The sequence below is a fragment of the Kitasatospora sp. NPDC088548 genome (assembly GCF_044753005.1).
In the GTDB taxonomy this organism is placed as follows: domain Bacteria; phylum Actinomycetota; class Actinomycetes; order Streptomycetales; family Streptomycetaceae; genus Kitasatospora.
This window is the reverse complement of sequence record NZ_JBIVMI010000021.1, coordinates 33,229-53,562: the sequence shown is the minus strand read 5'-3', so window position 1 is coordinate 53,562 and position 20,334 is coordinate 33,229. Positions and strand designations below refer to the sequence as shown.

The following is a 20,334-nucleotide window of genomic DNA, read 5'->3' as shown; positions in this document are numbered from 1 at the left end:
GCGGTGGGGGAGGCCGTCGGCGAGGGCGAACCCGTGGCGGTGGGGGAGGCCGTCGGCGAGGGCGAACCCGTGGCGGTGGGGGAGGCCGTCGGCGAGGGCTCCACCGTCGGGGACGGCGAGACCGTCGGCGAAGGCGAACTCGTCGGCGTCGGCGTCGGCGTCGGCGTCGGCTCGGGCTCCTGCTCCAGCTCCGTCGTCACGACGCACGCCCTCCCCGCCTCCACGGACGAGTCCGTCGGGCAGGACTGCGGGTCGCCGCTGGGCGCGGAACCGACGACCGAGACACCGTTGCTGATCCGGGTGCCCTTCTCGGTGACCTCGCCGATCACCACCGAGTAGGTGAGCGTCGCCGTCCCACCCTTCTTGATCGGCGCGGTCCACACCAGACGCGAACCGTCGACCTCAGCCTTCCCCGCACTCGGGTCGGCGTCGTTCCGGTAGGTCGCGTGCTTGAGGACATCGGTCATGTCGTCCTCGATCGCGGCCGGGTCGCCCGCGAGGAAGTCCGCGCCACCGGTGTTCTTGGCCGTGATCGTGTAGGTCAGGACGTCACCGGCACGCACCGGCCCCGCCTTGTCCACCGACTTCGTGAACCGCACCTCGGGCAGGGCGATGTCCGCGCAGGCACTGTCCTTCCCGACCACCGCGTCCGTCGAGGTCAGGGCGACGAGGTTGCCGTAGCCCTGACCGCCGTCCGTCGAGCACTTCGCGTCCTGCGCGCTCAGCTCGGCGCGGTCGGCAGTCGCCGTGACGGTCACCCGGTACGCACGCGTACCCGGCCCCTCGTCGGTCGCCGCCGGTACCCGGTCGTTCCCGGTGAGCAGGACGGCATCAGGCGTGAGAGCCTCGCCGCCCATGTTGTCGAGGCCACCGTTGAACCTCGGGTTCACCGCGGCACCGTCACCCGTGGCGGTGGCGGTCACCTCCTTCACCTCCACGCCCTTGGGGAACGCGAACCTGTCCTGCAGCCCGTAGCTCAGCCCGCCGGCCGGAGTCCGGGCGTCGTTGCTGACGACGATCAGGTAGGCGATGTCCCAACTGCCGTCCTCGTTCTGCTTCGGCGCCCCGTCGACGGCCTTGGTGACCGTCGGCTTGACCGGTGCCGCACAGGCGTCGGCGGTCCGCTGCACATCACCCGCGAGGGCCAGCGTGGCCCGGTTCGCGAAGCCGCCGGCCGAACCGTCGACGCACTGCCCGGGCTGCGTCCCGGCAGTACCGTGCGCGTCCGCCGTGACGGTCACGACCCACTCGTGGGACTTGCCACCCGGAAGTTCGACCGCGGAGGCGACGGCGCCCGAGCCGTGCCACGCATCGGCCGCAGCCACGCCCTCCGGCACGGTGGTCACCTTGGCGTCGACCACATCGATGCCCTCACCGAAGCGCAGGTCGTCGGCGAGGCCGTAGGTCACCGTGTGCCCGGGGCTCGGGTTGACCACGCCGATCGCGTACTCGACCGTCCAACGGCCGTCGTCGCCCTGGCTTGCCGAGCGAACCGACTTGGTCAGCTCCGCGGTGAAGCCGTCGCTGGTCACAGCGCACGGCACACCGCTGCCGTCCCGGCCGGTCGCGCTGTCGCACACCGCCCCGCCGAGCCCGCCGTAGACGGTGTTGACCAGCGCGTGGTCACCCCCGTCCTTGACGGTCACCTTGTAGGTGAGCGTCGCGGTGGAGCCCGCCTTCAGCGCGCCCTTCCACGTCAGCAGACCGGTCTGCGGGTCGTCGACCCTGGTCGCGGAACCGCCGTCGACCGTGACGGAGGCCGAGCCGTTGACGAAGCCGGCGTCGTCGAGCACGCCCGCCAGGTCGTCGGTCACGACTGCCGGGTCGGCGTCGGTGTAGTCGGCGGTGCCGGTGTTCTTCACCGTCACCGTGTACGTCACCGTGTCGCCCTCGCTCACACCGGCGGCCTTGGCGTCCGACGCCTTGGTGACGGCGAGCGAACGCAGCCCGTCGGTGTCACTCGCCTCCGCGCTCAGCTTCGCGCTCCCGTCGGCCGGGTCGGGGGCCGTCACCGCCGCGGTGTTGACCACATCGCCCTGGGCACCGGGCAGCACCCGCACGGTCACCTTCACACTCGCGGTGGTGTCCGTGCCGCCGTCGGTCCTGTCCCCCTCGGGGGACGCGACCGCCGCACCGCCGAGGTCGCCCAGCGCCCACGTCACCACGCCGCCGGGCCGGTTGCCGTAAGCGTCCTGGTCGCCCTGGCCGCTGATCTGGCCGCCGTCGGTCGCCGAGACGAACGCCACGCCCGCGGGCAGGGGGTCCGTCAGCATCGCACCCTTGATCTTCTCGGAGGGCAGCAGGTTCATCACGTCCAGGGTGTAGGTGTACTCCTGGCCCGGGGCGACCGAGGTCAGCCCGTCGGTCTTGGTGAGCGAAAGCCCGGCCGTCGCCTCCTCCACCGCCGTGCAGCCCGTCGCCTCGTTGTTGGACGGATCCGGGTCGTGCATCGGCCCGGTGATCGACGCCTTCACGCAGACCTTGCCCGCCATCGAGGGCACCACCGGGATGTCGAGCGCAACGTCGGCCCCCTTTTGCAGCTTGGCCGGAGCATCGCCGTCGACCGGCGTGCACGTCAGCGACAGCGGCCCCTCGTACGGCGCGTTCTCCGGCGGGGCGGTGCACGCCCAGCCCTGCGGCTTCAGGCTCGTCACCGTCAGACCGGCCGGCACCGAGACCGTCACCGTCGCCGGGGACGCCTGTGAGCCACCGCCGTTCTTCACCGTGAACGGCACGACACCGGGACGGCCCGCCTGCAGCGGCAGGCGGTCCGGCACGGCCACGCTCAGGTCGGCCTCCTGCGTGGTGGCACACACCGGACGCGGCTCGGCCGCCAGCGTCTGCCCGCTCCTCATGGCCACCGAGTTGCAGGCCCGCGCGTCCGCCGCCGACCCCGGGTTGACGGAAGCCGCGTACGTGAAGCCCGCCGACTGGCCGGGCGCGAGCGAGCCCTGAACGGCTGCGCGGATCGCCTTCCTGCCCGACACATCCGGACCCCAGTCGTCCACCGCACCCGGCGCGGACGGATACACCTCGTCACGCTTCGGGTTCGTCGACGCCGAGTAGGACAGCGCCAGATTCCCGGACACATCGGAAACACTGGCCAGCGCCTCCTCGAAGGTGCTCCCACGCGGCACGTTCGCCGTGCCCGCACTGGTGCCCTTGTCACCGACGTACGGCAGCACGTCGTACGCGACCACGTTGCCCAGCGTCGTGTTGCCGGTGTTCTTCAGCGTGATCCGGTACTTGATGTCCGTCGCCGTCGGCGAGACACCGACCAACTCGTCCGGGTCGGACAGCCAGGTGCAGCCGTCAGCGGCGCCCGGCGTCGGCCGGCAGATCTCCTTGACCGCGCTCAGGGCGTCGGCCGCCGAGACGAGCACGTTCTGGTTCACGCTGGAGAACCACTGCGCGGGCTGCCCGTCCTGCACAGCGCCCGTGTACGTGGCCTGGGTGTTGTCCCAGGTGTTCCGGGAGTCGCCCGCCCACGCCGTCGCCACGCTCGTCGTGCCGGCCGTGACCGCGAAGGTCGGTTTGGCGACCACCGTCATCGTCGGCCAGGTCCCGTTCGCACCGAAGGAGACCGTGTTCGGCCACGTCGCCACCACGGCCTCGCGGGCGACACCGCCGATCGTCTTCGTCGTGTACTCGAACTTCACACCCGCCGGGACACTGTTCGGCGGAAACGCCGCCGAACCCTTGTTGATCGTCCAGCCCGCGGGCGCGATGAACACGTACTGCGGCGTGATCTGCGCATCGGCCGGAACGTTCGACGTCGTCCCGTTCACACTGAAGGTGGTGTTCTTGCCCGGCACGGCGTTGCCACCGCCCTCGACCGCGGCGGGCGCGGCGAAGGCCGCGGTGAAAGCGGGCTTCACCGTCGTCTTCGGGGTCTCGCGGAACTGGATCGTGCGGGAGACCGGGCCCAGGCCCATCGGCGACAGCCCGCTGTCCGGCCAGGACATCGTCGCCTTCGCCGTGTTGGTGCGCTGCTCACCGATCGGGGCGGTCTTCGTCACCGTGTAGGAGAAGTTGACGTTGAACGCGACGGAACCGCTGTCACTGGGCCGGACGTTCGGCGGCGCGATGGAGCCGCTCGTGACCTTCGCCTTGGTGAACCAGGTGCCGGCGGGGGCGGTGGCAGACCCGCTCGACGTCCCCGTCTGACCGTCGCTGAGCGTCCACTCGACCGTGGCCGCCGGCGTCGTGGCCGTCGTCGTGATCCTGTTGACCCGCGCGTCCGCCTGGTCGAGAGTGTCGTCCTCGATCACCGCGACACCGGCGACGTTCGACTGGTTGCGCGCCGTCACGACCCAGTTGAAGGAGTTGTCCGCGAAGGGGGCGAGGGCCGCGCCCGGGGTGCAGGTGCGGTTCCAGTCGTCACGGCCGCCGGCCGGGCAGGTCAGCCCGGTCACGTCCGGCGGAACGTTCACCAGCCGGGTGTTCCCGTTGCCGGCGTTGTTGGTGCTGTCCTTCGTCATGTCGGCCCGGGCGAACGGGTCGTAGCACGAAACGGTGTGCGTCATCTGGTGCGAGGCGTTCTTGGTGGTGCGGGCCGCGTCCAGGTAGGTGAGCGACACGCTGGAGTCGTGCGTGACGGTTTCCTCGAAGTTGCAACCGCCCGGATCGGAAGTGAACTTGGCCGCCGGGTAGTTCACCGTGACCGCACGCGGGTAGTACGGGCCGCGCGTGACCCAGCCGCTGGTGCTGGTGGTACCCCAACCGCCCGAAGCGTTCGCGTCCGGGGCATCCTTCGTGCCGAGCGACCACGTCACGCTGTGCGTCGCCGCGTCGTACACGCCGCCGCCCGTACTCGACACGTACGTCGCCCGCGGATCCAGCTTCTCCGTCACGGTGTAACTGCCCGCCGCGACCCACTCCGACGTCCCCGCGATGCGGCTGCCAGAGGTGCGCGGGAACGAACCGGACCCCATGTACACCGACCACGTGACGTTCACACCGGGCTTCACCGATCCCGGACTCGTCTGGACGATGCCCGGCTCCGGCACCCTGCTCGTCCAGGTCACCGGCTGCGCGTCGGCCTTGGCCTGCCCGGTGGCACTGGTCGCGGCCATGGTGGCCGACATCGGGATCTGGAACCCGGACGGGTAGTACTGGGCCGGCCGGGGCGTGGTGTAGGTCTCGTCCGCGAGGATGCTGAAGACGACCAGGAACGTGCCCGACGTACCGGCGGACAGGTCACCGAGCTTGACCGTGATGCCCGTGGTGGCCGTGCCGCTGATCGTCGCGCCCGACACCCCGGCCGGGGCCGTCCAGTTCGCGTACCTCAGGATCGGTTCGGTCGCCAGCCCGTAGGGATTCGGTGGCGCCGGAGACAACTGCACGGTGGTGCCCGCACAGTCGGCGGCCGCACAGGAGTACGCCACCCTGTAGGCGAGCTGGTCGTTGTGGGCCCCGTAGGAGGCGTCCGTCTGCGGCTGCCCGGTGAGGGAGTCGACGGGCTGGATCGAGACGCTGAGGACCGCGTTACCGGCCGCACCCGCGACCACCGCCGGCCCGATCAGTCCCGCCAGCATGGCGAACGCGGCCACTAGGGCCAGCACGCCACTACGACGTGCCCCCGCCCACGCGGCGGCTATCCGGTGTGACACCGTTTCCCCCTCAGAGGGTTGTCTTTGCAAGAACGAGTCTTCAGTTGACTGAGCTACGAGCCGGTCCAGCCCCGAGTCGGCGCGGTCAATGGTGGTTCACACGCCGCCGCGCACGACGAACAGCGGCACACGAGGTGGCATGTACCGCGACATAAGGAGCATTCCGGTGGTGCCCGGCGCTTGGGAACGTAACAGGACAAACATCGCAACTTCAAGCATCCACCACATACTTGAGTCCCCTTCGCAACCTTGCTTCGGAGGTGGGGGTATTTGTCACGAAGGGACCGGCGCGCCTTCGCGCTGCCCCCCTTCGGAAGGTGATATCGACCCCAGCCGCCGAACGGGCGCGGAGTGGCTCAGCGGAGGGCGGTTGCACCGAGTGCGAAACGTGCTTCGCGGGATACCGCGACAGAAGCCGGAAGGTGCTGAATGACCAACGGAGTTCGCCGCACAGGGCGACACGGGGGCGGCCTCGCCGCTCGCTCATGGAGGACTGGGCCGACGACAACGCGACGGGCCCGCCCGGGCGTGCTGCCCGGGCGGGCCCGTGGATCCGTTTCTGCTTACGGGATGAGCGGTTCGCAGCCGATCGCCTTGCCGCCGGCGGTGAGGAACTGCTTCCAGAGGTCCTTGCCGTCCGCGAAGAGCCCGCTGCCGCTCACGCTCGGGTCGTAGCTCCGCTCGAGGTGGAAGTACGTCGCCTTTCCCTGGCAGGTGGCGACGACGTTCTCACCCGGCGCCGTGATGAACCGCGAGCGCCCGTAGGCCTCGGAGCGGGCCTCTTCCGGGTCGAGGCCGGTGACCCGTGCATCGGTGGTGATCGTGAAGGACGCGAGCGTGTTCTGGTCGCTCGGGTCGCTGATTCTGCAGGACCAGACCGGGCCGAAGGCGGTGGTGGCCTGTTGGCGGTACCTGTCCTTGATGCCGGGGTTCATGGCCGGGGCCATGCCGGGCAGGCCGCAGATACCGCCGGGGTCGACGGGCTGGGGCGAGCCCGTGGCGGACAGGTTCCCCGGTGCCTGCATCTTCCCGTCCCCGCAGTTCTTGTCCTTGGCGACCAGGTTCGCGTATGCCACGGCCATCCGGGCGGCCCCTTCGGCACGGTCGCCGTCCAGGCTGCCCTTGCCGACGTTGATGTCCGTGAACAGGCCCTTCGTGCAGCCCTCCGGTAGCAGCGCCCACGCCCTGTCCGGTGTCACGCCTCCGGCCGAGGCCCCGGAGAACAGGCGGGTGTCAGGGTCCGGCCGGTAGGCGACGCTGTTCTGGTTGAACCCGATGCTGAACGACGCCGACCGCTCGGACTTGCCGAACAGCCCGGAGCTGACCGTCGCCACGCAGCTGTTCGTCCGGTCGTAGGCGGTCGGCGAATAACCGGAGCTCTTCTCCTCGCTGATCCGCCCCGGTCCCAGAGCGGCGTGCAGGTCGTCGGCCGTTGCCGCGCCACCGCACACCGTGTCCGGCCCGAGCACGTTGGTCAGGTTGTAGAGCAGAACCCCCGAGACCCCGGCCGTGATCGCCACGATCACGGCCGCCGCCCGCAGGCGCAGCCGCCGGGTGGTGAAACCGCGTCGGGTGAGAGCAGAGTCGAGCCTTGGACCGATCCCCTCGGCGTCCGGGTGCTGGTCGCTGGAGGTGTTCGTTCGCTGATTCATCTGGTGCTCCTCAGCTCCGGCCCAGTGCCATGCGGTAGGTCTCGTTGACCCCGGTGTGGTAGCTGGTGTCGACCTGGTGCAGCAGGTTCTGGGTCACGCCACCGGTTCTGTTGATCTCATCCGTGCTCAGTCCGGCGATCTGGGCGCGTTCCCGGATCATGACATCCAGTTGGTTGTAGCCCGAGGAGAACGTCTTCGACAGTTCCTGCGAGGCCTTCAGCTCGGCGTCGGCGTTGAGCCCGTTCGCGTACTCGGACGTGCCGACGTCGACCAGCCGTTGGACCAGGTCGCCGGCGACGGGGATGGCCGTCAGGGGCGTGCCGATCACGTGGTAGTCCATCTTGGCCCGCCAGTTGTTCTTGAAGATCTCGTCGTCGCGGTGATCGGTGACGACGTCCGACCGGGTGCCGCTGAGTACGCCCATGACCTGGCCGGCCTCCTGCGTGAATCCCTCGATCCGGTGATCGGGGCGGCCGGTGGAGTCGGGTCTGAACGCCTCGGCGGGGTAGCCGTCCAGTCGCCGGGCGATCTCCTGGCTCTCCGCGTAGTGGATGGCCCGGAAGGCCTCGGGGTCCTCGGCGACGCCCCTGATGGTCCGGATGAGCTGATCGCGTCCGATGGTCAGCTTGCTGGTTTCGGAGGTGCCGCCGGTGTTCTTGCCGAGGATCTCGTACGTGTCCGGAGCGTAGTCGGCGATCATGTTGCCCAGCGGGCGCCGCAGACCGGCCGGCAGGTTGTTCTCGTTGCCCGGCTTGTCCCCGCCGATCGTGGTGATGGTCTCGGACATGATCCGTGCCATCGCCTCGTCGTGCGGGCGGGCCGGCGGCTGGTTGCCGTGCGGGTCGCGGCCGGTGGTGGCGGCCTCCAGGGCGTCGCCGAAGGCACCACGCGACGACTGCCGGGCGAAGGCGTCGATCTGGTTCTGCTCGTAGCCCTGGTTGGGCCACTTGCGGTCCTTGAGCAGGTAGTCGAGGTTCTTGTTGCTGCCCGGGTCGAGGAACTCCTTGGACGCCTCCGGGTTGCGGCTCATCGCCCGCATCAGGCCGCCCATCGGGTCGCCCTGCTTGCCCGTGATCGCGGTGTAGGCGGGACCCCAGAGCTCCTCGCCCTTGAGCTTGCTGTTGCGCTCGTAGTCGACCAGGTCGTTGCCGACCTTCTCCAGGAACGACTTGTCGAAGGTGCCCCGGGCGCCCATCAGTTCGGTCAGCGCCGGGTAGTTGTCGTTGTACCCGGCCGCCGAACCGCCGGGCTTGCGGGCGGCCTTGAGCAGCTTGTCCCCCCACTCCTTGCCCATGCCGCCGTCCTTGGTGGCGGTGGCGAGGACCTGGGAGAGGCTGCCGTAGACGTCCTCGTAGCCCTTGGCGTTGTGGTTGCCGTGCGCGAGGTCGCCGTAGACCTTGGAGTACTCCAGCAGCGCCTCCGGGCCGGTCTTGCCGCCCACGTTGAGGCCGTTGAGCAGGGTGGTGGAGAACTCCTTGGAGTCCGCGTTGGCGGACATCAGGTCCTGCAGCCGCTTGAGCTCCTCGTCGGAGAGGCTGCCGGCCTTGGCGAGCAGCAGTTTGGCCCGGTCGGCGTCGGCCGCGTCGCCGCCCCCGAGCGGGTGGGCGTTGAAGGACGTGGTGCTGGTGCCGATGTCGGTCTGCAGGGCGGTGGTGGCCCGCTGGTCGGCGGCGGTGGCCTTCTCGACGGCCTTGGTCAGCCGGGTGGATATCCCCTCGGCCTTGCCCTTCATATCGGCCTGGTACTTGCGCTGGACCTCTTGCGAGTCGGGGTCGTTGTGCGGCAGCCCGGTTATCGGCGGCCAGCTGACCGTGCCGTCGGCAGCGACGGTGAGCTGCTGCGACTCCGCGTCGTGGATCGCGTTGTCGAGGTCCTTGCGCGCGGCGGCGAAGTCCTCGGCCGCGTCGCGGATGATCGCCGAGAGGGCCGTGGCGACGCCTGCGGCCTGCTTGAAGTCCGTGTCGATGCCCTGGAGCGTCCGGCCCGCGTCGTCGGCGGCCGCGCCCTTCCAGCCGGCCCGCTGGGGGGTGCTGGTGAGCTCCTTGCCGACCCGGCCCTCGAGCGAGCCGAGGGCCTTGGCCACCCCGGCCCAGGCCTCGGCGGCGTCGGTGACGCCGGAGAAGTCGGCTTCGTGCAGTTCCTTGAATGACACCATGTCCGTGAGGTCCCCTCCCTCAGTGCGACGAGCCGAACTGGCCGGCCGTGCGGGCTTCGTTGGCGGCGTAGTTGCGCTGGGTCTCGTCGAGCTTGTCGGCGGTGCCGGTCAGCTTGTCGTGCAGCGTCTTGCACTGCTGCGTCCAGCGTTCGGTGGCGCTGGTGAGGGCGCCGCCGAAGGAGAACCCGCGGATCTTGGTGGCGGCGGTGCTCGCGTACTCGCCGAGGCTGTGCGCGCCGTGGCCGGCCTTGCCGTTGGCGTTGTCGAGGTCGGTCGCTATCTGGCGGGCTATGCCGGCCGAGGCGTTGAGCTCGTGCGGGCTGTCCAGCTGGGTGGTGGGCGCGGACGGGGCCGGGCCGGGCGAAGGGCTCGGCGTGCCGGCCGACGTGCTGACCGGCCGGGCGAGTGGTGACGTGCTGGGCGACGGTGTGGCGGGGGCCGGTGCGACCGGCCCGGTGGTGAACCCTGGGTAAACCATGTGTGCGTCTGCTTCCTTCTCCTCCGACGAGAGGTCAGAACCCCTCCCACAGCAGAGACGACCGTACCGGGACGTCCGTCGGTGTACTGACGCACCCTCCGGGCCTCGGGTTGCGGGGGCCGCAACAGGGGTTTGCCAGGGATTCCGTGGAGGAGTCCGGCACGGTCCCGGGCGAGGGGTGAAGGTCTTGTTACCCGCCGGTCGCTTCCCTATCATCGCGAGTGTTACAGCTTTACTGTCAAACCCTTGAAGGGGCAGTAGCAGGTGAGTGACACAGACAGCCCCGACGTGACCGGCCCCGGCCCACTGGCCGGCGTCCGGGTGGTCGAACTCGCCGGCATCGGTCCCGGCCCCTTCGCCGCGATGCTGCTGGCCGACCTCGGCGCCGACGTGGTCCGCGTCGACCGGCCCGACCCCTCGCCGCTCGGCACCGACCCGGCGTACGACATCACCAACCGCAACAAGCGCTCGGTGCTGATCGACCTCAAGTCCCCCGCGGGGCCGGGCCTGGTGCTGGACCTCGTCGACCGGGCCCACCTGCTGATCGAGGGCTACCGCCCGGGCGTGGCCGAACGCCTCGGCGTCGGCCCGGACGCCTGCCTCGCCCGCAACCCCGCCCTGGTCTACGGCCGGATGACGGGCTGGGGCCAGCACGGGCCGCTCGCCGCCACGGCCGGCCACGACATCGGGTACACGGCGGTCGCCGGCGTCCTCGGCCTGATCGGCTCCCCGGACGAAGCGCCCGCCATCCCCGTCAACCTGCTCGGCGACTACGCGGGCGGCTCGCTCTACCTGGTCGTCGGCCTGCTCGCCGCCCTGCACCACGCCCGCGCGACCGGCGCCGGCCAGGTCGTCGACGCCGCCGTGGTGGACGGCGCCGCCCACCTCACCAGCATGCTCTGGGGTCTGCTCGCCGCCGGCCACTGGCAGGACCGCCGGGGTGCCAACCTGCTGGACGGGGGCGAGCCCTGCTACTCGGTGTACCGGGCCTCGGACGGCGGCCATCTCGCCGTCGGCGCGCTGGAACCGCGGTTCTACGCCGAGTTCGCCCGTCTGCTGGAGCTGGGCCCGGACGCGCCGGGCCAGTACGACACCGCCCGCCGGCCCGAACTGCGCGCCCGGATCGCCGCCCGCTTCGCCACCCGCACCCGCGCCGAGTGGGAGGCCGTCTTCGCCGGGTCCGACGCCTGCGTGGAACCAGTGCTGACGCTACGTCAGGCAGCGGTGAACGAGCACCTGGCCGCCCGCGGCACCTACGTCGAGGAGGAGGGCGTCACCCAGCCCGCCCCCGCCCCGCGGTTCTCCGTCACCCCCGGCGCGCTGCGCCGCCCGCCCGCCCGGCCGGGGGTCCACACCGCCGAGGTCGCCCGCGACTGGGACGTGCCCGCCCTGGGCCCCGCCCCGAGCCCTGCCCCGACACCCCCGCCCCGCCCCGGACAGTCCCCGACCACCTCTCGCGAACTCGGACAGTCCCCCGAGCCTGAAAGGCACTCCACCGTGACCACCGAAGCGTACGTCTACGACGCGATCCGCACCCCGCGCGGCCGGGGCAAGGCCACCGGCTCACTGCACGGCACCAAGCCGATCGACCTCGTCGTCGGCCTGATCCACGAACTGCGCCGCCGGCTCCCCGGGCTGGACCCGGCCGCGGTGGACGACATCGTGCTCGGCGTGGTCAGCCCGATCGGCGACCAGGGCTCCGACATCGCCCGGATCGCCGCCATCGCGGCCGGCCTGCCCGACACGGTGGCCGGCGTCCAGGAGAACCGCTTCTGCGCCTCCGGTCTGGAAGCCGTCAACCTGGCCGCCGCCAAGGTCCGTTCGGGCTGGGAGGACCTCGTCCTCGCGGGCGGCGTCGAGTCGATGTCCCGGGTCCCGATGGGCTCCGACGGCGGCGCCTGGGCGATGGACCCGATGACCAACTACGCGACCGGCTTCGTCCCGCAGGGCGTGAGCGCCGACCTGATCGCCACCATCGAGGGCTTCTCCCGCACCGATGTCGACGCCTTCGCCGCCGAGTCGCAGGCACGCGCCGCCAAGGCCCAGGCCGACGGCCTCTTCGACCGCTCGCTCGTCCCGGTCCGCGACCGCAACGGCCTGGTGGTGCTGGACCGCGACGAGTTCGTCCGGCCCGGCACCACCGTGGAGACCCTGGCCGGCCTCAAGCCGTCCTTCGCGACCATCGGCGAGGCAGGCGGCTTCGACGCCGTCGCTCTGCAGAAGTACCACTGGGTGGAGGCCATCGACCACGTCCACCACGCCGGCAACTCCTCCGGCATCGTGGACGGTGCCGCCCTGGTCGCCATCGGCAACCGCGAGATCGGCGAACGGTACGGGCTGCGCCCGCGCGCCCGGATCGTCTCCGCCGCCGTCTCCGGCTCCGAGCCCACCATCATGCTCACCGGCCCCGCCCCGGCCACCCGCAAGGCGCTCGCCAAGGCCGGGCTGACCGCGGCCGACATCGACCTGGTCGAGATCAACGAGGCGTTCGCCGCCGTCGCGCTGCGCTTCATCCGCGAACTCGGCTTCCGGCACGACCAGGTGAACGTCAACGGCGGCGCGATCGCCCTCGGCCACCCGCTCGGCGCGACCGGTGCGATGCTCCTCGGCACCCTGATCGACGAGCTGGAACGGCGCGACCTGCGCTACGGCCTGGCCACCCTCTGCGTCGGCGGGGGCATGGGCATCGCCACCGTCGTCGAGCGAATCTGACCTCCGTTCCCGGCTCACCTGGAGACCCGAACCCCCATGAGCGACACCACCACCATCCGCTGGGAGCAGGACCAGGACGGCCTGGTCACCCTCGTCCTCGACGACCCCACCCAGTCCGTCAACACCATGAACGAGGCCTTCACGGCCGACCTCGAAGCCGCCGTCGAGCGGCTCGCCGGCCTCGGCGACGCACTGCGCGGCGTCGTCGTCACCTCGGCGAAGAAGACCTTCTTCGCCGGGGGAGACCTCCGGATGCTCTCCGCGGCCCGCCCGGGGGACGCCGCCGCCGTCTTCGAGAAGTCGATGCGGATCAAGCGCGCCCTGCGCCGCCTGGAGACCCTCGGCAAGCCGGTGGTCGCCGCGGTCAACGGCAGCGCGCTCGGCGGCGGCCTGGAGATCGCGCTCGCCTGCCACCACCGGATCGCCCTGGACGCCCCGGCAAGCCGGATCGGCCTGCCGGAGGTCACCCTCGGCCTGCTCCCGGGCGGCGGCGGAGTGGTGCGGACGGTACGGCTGTTCGGCATCACCGACGCCCTGCTGAAGGTGCTGCTCGAAGGCCGCCAGTACCGGCCCGCGCAAGCCCTCCAGCACGGACTGGTCCACGAAATCGTCTCCAGCCCCGAGGAGTTGACCGCGCGGGCGCGCGCCTGGATCGAGGCCAACCCGACCGCCGTCCAGCCCTGGGACGTCAAGGGGTACCGGATCCCCGGCGGCACCCCCGCCACCCCGGCGCTCGCCGCCCAGCTGCCCGCCTTCCCGGCCGGCCTGCGCAAGCGGCTGGCCGGCGCGCCGTACCCGGCGCCGCGCAACATCCTCGCGGCGGCCGTCGAGAGCGCCCAGGTGGACATCGACACCGCGATGGTCACCGAGGCCCGCTACTTCACCGAGCTGGCCTGCGGGCAGACCAGCACGAACATGATCCAGGCGCTCTTCTTCGACCAGCAGGCCGTCAACTCCGGTGCCGGACGCCCGAAGGACATCCCCAGGCGCGAGGTCCGGCGGGTCGCGGTGCTCGGCGCCGGAATGATGGGCGCGGGCATCGCGTACGCCTGTGCCAGGGCCGGGATCGAGGTGCTGCTCAAGGACGTCACCGTCGAGGCCGCCGAACGCGGAAAGGCCTACTCCGCAGGGCTGTTGGAGAAGGCCGTGGCGCGCGGACGCTCCACCGGGGCGGCGCGCGACGAACTGCTGGCCCGGATCACCCCCACCGCCGACGCCGCCGACCTGGCCGGCTGTGACGCCGTGATCGAGGCCGTCTTCGAGAACCCCGAGCTGAAGCAGAAGGTGTTCCAGGAGATCGAGGGAGTCGTCGCACCGGACGCGCTGCTCTGCTCCAACACCTCCACCCTCCCGATCGGCCTGCTCGCCGAAGGCGTCGGGCGCACCGCCGACTTCATCGGCCTGCACTTCTTCTCGCCGGTCGACAGGATGCGCCTGGTGGAGATCGTCCGCGGGCCGCAGACCGGTGACGAGGCGCTGGCCCGCGTGTTCGACCTGGTCCGGCAGATCGACCGGACCCCGATCGTGGTCAACGACTCGCGCGGCTTCTTCACCTCCCGGGTCATCGGCCGGTTCATCAACGAGGGCGTGGCGATGGTCGGCGAGGGCGTCGACCCGGCCACCGTCGAGCAGGCCGCCGCCCAGGCCGGCTACCCCGCCAAGGTGCTCTCGCTGGTGGACGAGCTGACGCTGACCCTGCCCCGCAGGATCCGCGACGAGTACCGGCGCGCCGCCGAGGCGGCCGGCGGCAGCTGGGCGGCCCACCCGGCGGACGCCGTGGTGGACCGGATGGTCGACGAGTTCGGCCGCCCCGGCCGCAGCGGCGGCGCCGGCTTCTACGAGTACGACGAGGACGGCCGGCGCGGGCGGCTCTGGCCCGGCCTGCGCGAGCACTTCGCCCGCCCGGGCGCCGCAGAGCCCACCGCAGAGCCCACCGCAGAGCCCACCTCAGATCCCTCCGGGGTTCCGTTCGAGGACCTCAAGGAGCGGCTGCTCTTCAGCGAGGCCCTGGACTCGGTGCGCTGCCTGGAGGAGGGCGTGCTCACCTCGGTCGCCGACGCCAACATCGGCTCCATCCTCGGCATCGGCTTCCCGGCCTGGACGGGCGGCGTCCTCCAGTACATCAACGGCTACCCGGGCGGCCCGGCCGGCTTCGCGGCCCGCGCCCGCGAACTCGCCGCCGCCCACGGCGAGCGCTTCGCACCGCCCGCCCTGCTGGAACGGATCGCCGCCGAGGGCCGGACCTTCACCGACCAGCCGGTGCCGGGCCGTCGGGTGTGCTGATCCAACGGGTGGTCAGTGGTCGCGGCTCGGCAGGCCTGAGCCGCGACCGTCCTGCAACCGCCCCGCAACCGCCCCGCTCCGCGACGGTTCGTGCAGCCCTGGTCCGGCTCCGGCGCGGTTCCGGTGCTCGATCCGACGGAAGCCTCGGCCCGCATCCGGCCGCCAGGCCGGCCCGGCCGACGAGATCTGAGTGAATGTGAGATTCCGCGTTCACGCCGATCCGGCCCAGGGAAGAGAACACCATCGTGACCTCCGACTCGCCCGACCCACAGCCCCCGCACGGGCCCGCCGTGCTGCTCGCCGGGACCAGACCCGAGGCACTCAAGCTGATCCCGCTGCTGCGCGCGTTACCGGAGCGGGGTGTGAAGACGGTCCTCGTCGACAGCGGCCAGCACCCCGGCATGGTGGCCGCCGCGCTCGCACCCTTCGGCCTCGCCCCGACCGAAGGCCTCGCCCCGTCCCGCGGCTCCGGCTCGCTGGCCGCCACCGTACGGGGCCTGCGCGAGGCCGTGCACGAGGCGATCCGGCGCCTGGCGCCCCGGCTGATGGTCGTCCACGGCGACACCTCCACCACCTACGCCGGGGCGCTCGCCGCGCGCGCGGCCGGTGTGCCGCTCTCACACGTCGAGGCGGGGCTGCGTACGGCGCACCCGCTACGCCCCTTCCCGGAGGAACTGTTCCGCCGCCGCGTCGGCTCCCTGGCCGACCTGCACTTCGCCCCCACCACCGAGGCCACCGCCAACCTCCGCCGTGAAGGCATCACCGGCAGGTGCGTCGAGACCGTCGGCAACACCATCATCGACGTCCTGCGCGAGACGCTCGGCCGCCCGGCCCCCCACGCCCTGCGGGAACTCGTACCGCCCCGCGCCCCGCTGGTCGTGGTGACCTTCCACCGCCGCGAGAACGTCGGTCGACGCCTCGACCCGCTCTGCCTGGCGGTCCTCGAACTTCTGCGCTCCCGGCCGGACTTGCACGTGCTCTGCCCCCAGCATCCCAACCCCGCGGTCCGGGCGCGCCTGCAGCGCCGGTTCGCCGGTCACCCCCGCATCACGCTGACCGACCCGCTGCCCTACCCGGTCTTCGTCCACGCGCTGGCCCGTGCCGCCCTCGTGGTCACCGACTCGGGCGGGATCCAGGAGGAGGCGCCGTACCTGGGTGTCCCCGTGCTCGTGGCCCGCGAGAACACCGAGCGCCCGGAGGCCCTCACCACCGGCACCACCCGGCTGGTCGCGGCCGACCCGCAGCTGGTCCTCGACGCCGCGCACGAGTTGCTCGCCGCACCGAGGCCCAGGGCCCAGGCATTCGACCGCACCGCCCCGTTCGGGGACGGCCGGGCCGGAGAGCGGATCGCCCGGCGGCTCGCCCATTTCATCCGCAGCCGGCCGAGGACGTCCGGCCCGGGACAGCCGAACCCCGCCCGGGAGGCCACCGCATGACCGACGCCGCCAGCGCCCTGCGCGAATGGCTTCTCGACGGACCGGCCCAGCAGCGGCACGGCAGCGAGCACGGGGCGGTCGCCGGCGCACTCGCACCCGACGGCCGCGCCGCCTACGTCTACGGCGAGATCACCGGCTACTACCTGCACTGGCTCGCCTCCCCGCACCTGCCGGCCGACCCGCGGCGCGAACCCGCGGCACGCGCCGCCGCCGAGTGGGTCGAACGCCGCTGCACCACCGGCCCGCTGCCGCCGACCCGCATCCACCTCCACGGCGCGGCGGAGAAGGACTGGCGCAACGACGCCCAGTTCTTCTTCGACCTCGCCATGCTCGTCGGCGGCCTCACCGCGGCCACCCGCGCCGGGCTGCTGAACCCGCCCGAGCGGGCCCTGCGGGCACTGCTGACAGCACTCGTCGACTTCGTGGACCACGACGGAACGCTCCGCCCGTTCCGCCCCGAGCCCGGAGCGGCCCCGCCCGCACCCCGCTGGTCCACCCGCAGCGGCCCCTTCCTCGCCAAGGCCGCCGCCCGCGTCCTCGCCGCCGCGGCCGTCGTACCGCTGCCACCGGCCCTCGCCCAGGCCTGTGCCCGTCACCTGACCCGCCACCGCCCGGACCCCGCCCGGGCCTTCGACCACCCGCTGCACCCCACCCTGTACTTCCTGGAAGGCCACCTCACCTCACCCGGTGCCGACCACGCCGCAGCCACCGCCGTCCTCGCGGAGCTCCTCGGACAGTGCGACCCGGCCGGCACGCTGCCCGAATCACTCGACACGCCCACCGTCCGACGCAGCGACGTCATGGCCCAGGCCCTGCGCCTCGGCCTGCTCCTGCACCGCGACGAACCCGGCCTCGACCGGACGGCCGCCGCACTCGCCGCCAGGGTCCGCGCCGACGGCGCCATCCCCTTCGACCCGGCCGCCCGGCCGCTCCAGCTCAACGTCTGGAGCGCCATGTTCGCCGAGCAGGCACTCTCCTGGCACCAGGCCCGCACCGCCGGACTGCCGCTGCGGGTCACGCCGGGCGACCTCGTCTGACCCCTCCCAGCAGGAAGCGACACCGCCGTGAACGCCCAGCCGGACACCTGGTCCTACGACCTGATCGCCGACATCTACGCCGAGGACATGGGGCACAGCATGCCCCACGACGACATCGGCTGGTACCGGGACCTCTGTCGGCGACGCGGTGGCCGCACCCTCGAACTCGGCTGCGGCACCGGGCGCATCCTGCTCCCGCTCCTGCGGGACGGCGCGGACGCCATCGGCATCGACCTGTCCCTGCCGATGCTGCGCCGCCTGCGCCGGAACGCGGCCGCGCTGGACCTGACTCCCCGGGTGGCCCGGATGAGCCTCCAGCGCCTTGCTCTGCGCGGGCCGTTCACCACCGTCCTGGCGCCGTACTCGCTCGTCACCTACCTCACGACGCCGGGCGAACTGCACCACTTCCTGGCCGCCGCCCGCGGCCTTCTCGAACCCGATGGCGTCCTCGTCCTCGACGGCTTCGTCCCGAAGGCCGTCCAGCACCACGAGGAGTTCCGTCCGGACTACCGTCGTCCGTACGCCCACGGCCTCCTCGCCCGGGACAAGAGAATCACCGTGCTCGACGACGGGTGCCACCGGATCGAGCGCCGCTACCGCCTCCACGACGACAGCGGCCGCCTGCGCGAGGAGTTCACCACCTGCGACCGGATCCGTCCCTACCGCGAGCCCGACCTCCTCGCCCACGCCGAAGCCGCAGGCCTCACCATCCGGTCGACCAGCTACGACTACGGCGTCACCACGGCCCCCGCCGGGGCGCAGTTCTACACCCTCACCCTCGGCCGCTCCTGACCGGGCGTCTCCTCCCCGGCGTTGAGAGCCAGGGGCCTCCCCGGCTGCTCCGCCGACCGGCCGGCCCGTCGAGGAGACCCGGCCCACCCTTCTCGATTTCGTCGACGAAAGCCTCCAGGAGCTTGGGGTCTTCGTTGCTCCACTGGCTCACCAGGGTGATGTTCCCGTTCGACTTGTGGGTGAGGTGGAGGAGCGAGAACAGGTCCTGGTAGACATCGTCCGTGCCGCTGTGCTTGGCGAAGAAGTTGCCGAAGTCCTGTGCGCGGAGCGGCGGTCGGTCCTGGCACCCGGTTCGGCCCGCCGCCGCCCGTGCCGAGGGTCCGCCCGGGAGCCGTGCACCGGGGCCCCGCCCGAGGCCGCCGAGTGCTCCGACTGCGGCACCCGGCGTCGCCCGGACCGGACAGGGTGCGGGCCGCCGCGATCGCGGGAGAGCGCGGCGGCCCGGGGCGGGGGTCAGGCCAGGCGGGTGGCCTTCAGCCCGTCGAGCGGGTACTCCTTCGGGAGCTTGTCGGGGTCGCCGGGGACGGTGATCTGTACGCCGATGGGCCGTGACGTCCCCGCCGACAGCAGCTGATCGGCCTGGGAGTCGATGTAGGCCTTGCCGTCCGCGTAGGTGACGTCGACGCCGGATGCCTCGACCTTCGTCCCGGGCACCGTCGGCAGGTCGAACGAGATCCGGAACCTGCTCACGTCATGGCCCTTGCCGCTGGTCCTGCCGACGGCCGTGAGGGTCAGCTCGAAGCTGTAGGTCCTGCTGCCCCACGAGCCGTTGAACTTCTTCTTCACGACGATCTCGTCGTAGCTGGGCGGGATGGGCATCGGTGTGATGCGCCCGGCCCCGTTCATGACCTCCAGCTCGTCGACGGGGATCTTTCCGTGGCCGATCCGCTCGGCCCGGTCGGGGATGGTGGCGCCCGTGAGGTCGAGGTGGTTGACGTTGCCGGCGGAGTCGAGGGCGTAGAAGTTGCCGACGGAGTCGAAGAACGTGGCCGAGTACGACTTCCGCGAACCGCCGGCCTTGCTGGCCTCGGCCGGTAGGAAGACCTTCCGCTTGAGCACGGGTGTTCTTCCTGCCAACCGCGAGGTAGACCTTACGGTGCGCCATGAGACGGATCCATTCCGTGAGGAGACGATCCCGTCAGTGTCGGACGGCGCCGCGCACCCCCGCAAGGACACGTGGCGGTCGCCTGGTGACAAAGTGTCAATCCTTATGCGTGGATGGCACTTTGGCGCGTCCCGTTGACAGCCGTCCGGCATCGGCCGCCAAGGCCGTCCGGCCTGTGGCGTGAGCGCACCGTGTGCGACCGACCCCGGTAACAGGCCGAACGCGGTAGCAGGCCGAACGCGGTAACCCGCCGTCACCCGACCCGGCCATCGTCACCGCCGCCGGTAGGGACCGGTACCGGCCCGGCGCCGATCAGCCGGGCGAGCCCGCGCCGTCGCGCGCGGCCTCGCCCAACTCCTCCCGCAGCGACCGCTGGAACGCCGTCACCAGTGCCTGCGCGACCATCGGCTGGATGTGGTCGGTCAACTCCTTCATCCGCTCCAGTTCCTCGGGCGCCGGCTCGCTCTCCCGGTACGGCTTCCACACCGTCTCCCGGAACAGCCGCTGCAACTCGTGCGCCGTCGCCCGGCTGTGCTCCAGCACCACCGTCCGTGCCGCCAGCAGCGTCTCCAGCGGGATCGGCACGTCCAGGACCCGCACCCCCAGCGGCAGCAGCCCCGGATCCACCCGGAACACCTCCGGGTCCGCCGTCCGCTCCAGCACCCCCATCGCCACCAGCCGGTCCAGTTGCTCCTCCGACAGCCCCCGCCCGGCCCGTCGTTCGAGCTGGACCCGGCCCGCCTCCTCGGCCGCCTCCGGTGTCCACGACGCCACCAGCGCCCGGTGGATCGCCAGATCCAGCGGCGTGCTGTCCTGCGGCAGCCGCGCCAGATACCGCTCGATCGCCGCCAGCGTCAGCCCCTGCCGCTGCAACTCCCCGATCAGCCCCAGCCGGTCCAGATGCTCCGCCCCGTACAGCCCCACCCGCCGGGGCCCCAGCACCGGCGGCGGCAACAGCCCCTTCGTCCCGTAGAACCGCACCGTCCGCACCGTCACCCCGGCCCGCGCGGCCAACTCGTCCACCGTCAGCCGCACCCCCACCTCACGCGCCCCCATCCGCCGCCTCCACCTC

At 71.8% G+C, this 20,334-nt stretch carries 10 protein-coding genes and 2 pseudogenes; 6 read left to right on the top strand and 6 right to left on the bottom strand.

Annotated elements, in window-relative coordinates; genetic code table 11:
- The 4 genes and pseudogenes from ACIP82_RS25105 to ACIP82_RS25090 all read right to left on the bottom strand — a co-directional run.
- Positions 1-5,564: pseudogene (locus ACIP82_RS25105) on the bottom strand (hypothetical protein); the annotation flags it as partial.
- 611 nt (positions 5,565-6,175) lie between these two features.
- Positions 6,176-7,264 carry a hypothetical protein gene (locus ACIP82_RS25100; RefSeq protein ID WP_400656431.1) on the bottom strand — a complete coding sequence of 363 codons (1,089 nt, stop codon included), beginning with the start codon at positions 7,262-7,264 and terminating at the stop codon, positions 6,176-6,178.
- A gap of 10 nt (positions 7,265-7,274) precedes the next feature.
- Entirely contained in the window at positions 7,275-9,419 is a 2,145-nt protein-coding gene (locus ACIP82_RS25095; protein WP_400656429.1) for a DUF6571 family protein, read from the bottom strand.
- A 19-nt stretch (positions 9,420-9,438) separates the two neighbouring features.
- Positions 9,439-9,897, bottom strand: a complete 459-nt coding sequence (locus tag ACIP82_RS25090) for a hypothetical protein (RefSeq protein WP_363614865.1) — start codon at positions 9,895-9,897, stop codon at positions 9,439-9,441.
- Between the two features lie 288 nt (positions 9,898-10,185).
- On the opposite strand from ACIP82_RS25090, the pseudogene ACIP82_RS25085 reads away from it, so the two are divergent.
- From ACIP82_RS25085 to ACIP82_RS25060, 6 genes and pseudogenes are all read left to right on the top strand, one after another.
- Positions 10,186-11,301: pseudogene (locus tag ACIP82_RS25085) on the top strand (CaiB/BaiF CoA transferase family protein); the annotation flags it as partial.
- A 93-nt stretch (positions 11,302-11,394) separates the two neighbouring features.
- Positions 11,395-12,609: an acetyl-CoA C-acetyltransferase gene (locus ACIP82_RS25080; protein ID WP_363614869.1), complete on the top strand. Its 1,215-nt coding sequence runs from the start codon at positions 11,395-11,397 to the stop codon at positions 12,607-12,609.
- A 36-nt stretch (positions 12,610-12,645) separates the two neighbouring features.
- Positions 12,646-14,892, top strand: coding sequence for a 3-hydroxyacyl-CoA dehydrogenase NAD-binding domain-containing protein (locus ACIP82_RS25075; protein WP_400656427.1), 2,247 nt, complete (start codon positions 12,646-12,648; stop codon positions 14,890-14,892).
- A 245-nt stretch (positions 14,893-15,137) separates the two neighbouring features.
- The gene (wecB, locus tag ACIP82_RS25070; RefSeq protein WP_363614873.1) at positions 15,138-16,328 is read left to right on the top strand and encodes a non-hydrolyzing UDP-N-acetylglucosamine 2-epimerase; all 1,191 of its coding nucleotides are present in this window, start codon (positions 15,138-15,140) and stop codon (positions 16,326-16,328) included.
- A complete protein-coding gene (locus ACIP82_RS25065; protein ID WP_363614875.1) occupies positions 16,325-17,365 on the top strand; it encodes a hypothetical protein in 1,041 nt (346 codons plus the stop codon). The genes wecB and ACIP82_RS25065 overlap by 4 nt, the downstream gene beginning before the upstream one ends.
- Before the next feature lie 27 nt (positions 17,366-17,392).
- Positions 17,393-18,157: a class I SAM-dependent methyltransferase gene (locus ACIP82_RS25060; protein WP_400656424.1), complete on the top strand. Its 765-nt coding sequence runs from the start codon at positions 17,393-17,395 to the stop codon at positions 18,155-18,157.
- 453 nt (positions 18,158-18,610) lie between these two features.
- Here the strand turns inward: ACIP82_RS25060 and ACIP82_RS25055 are convergent, their stop codons facing one another.
- Together ACIP82_RS25055 and ACIP82_RS25050 are read right to left on the bottom strand one after the other, a co-directional pair.
- On the bottom strand, positions 18,611-19,216 hold the full coding sequence (locus tag ACIP82_RS25055; protein ID WP_363614879.1) for a hypothetical protein: 606 nt from the start codon (positions 19,214-19,216) through the stop codon (positions 18,611-18,613).
- 358 nt (positions 19,217-19,574) lie between these two features.
- A complete protein-coding gene (locus ACIP82_RS25050; protein ID WP_363614881.1) occupies positions 19,575-20,318 on the bottom strand; it encodes a MerR family transcriptional regulator in 744 nt (247 codons plus the stop codon).
- Positions 20,319-20,334: the final 16 nt, after the last annotated feature.